The organism is Streptomyces sp. SID12501, assembly GCF_010550245.1.
Classification (GTDB): Bacteria; Actinomycetota; Actinomycetes; order Streptomycetales; family Streptomycetaceae; genus Streptomyces.
The window spans coordinates 1-382 of record NZ_JAAGLU010001092.1; the positions used below are offsets into that span (position 1 = coordinate 1).

Here is a 382-nt window from a genome sequence, read left to right on the forward strand (position 1 = left end):
CGGAGTGCACGACGGTGGCGGAGTACACGGGACTGTGGGGCTGGGACGTGAGGCCCGGCGCCAGGGCCGCCGGTCCCTCCCGCGACTGCTCCTGCGGTCATACGAACTGCGGTGCGCCGGGGGCGCATCCGCTGGACTTCGCTCCCACCGTCGCCGCGGGCGCCACCCTGGACGAGGTCACGAAGGTGTGGGGCGAGTACCCCGGCGCGGCGATCATGCTCCCGGTCGGCCGCGCCTTCGACGTCATCGAGGTCTCCGCGGAAGCGGGCCGGCGGGCCCTGGTCCGGCTGGAGCGGATGGGCCTGCCGCTGGGGCCGGTCACGGCCACCCCGAACGGTCGCGCCCAGTTCTTCGTGGCCCCCGAGGCCGCCGCCGAGCTGGA

The 382-nt window shown here is 75.4% G+C and carries 1 protein-coding gene; it reads left to right on the forward strand.

Translation table 11 applies throughout. The features are described 5' to 3' along the window. On the forward strand, window positions 1–382 hold a 382-nt coding region (locus G3I71_RS49970; RefSeq protein WP_203733302.1), incomplete at both ends, for a bifunctional DNA primase/polymerase.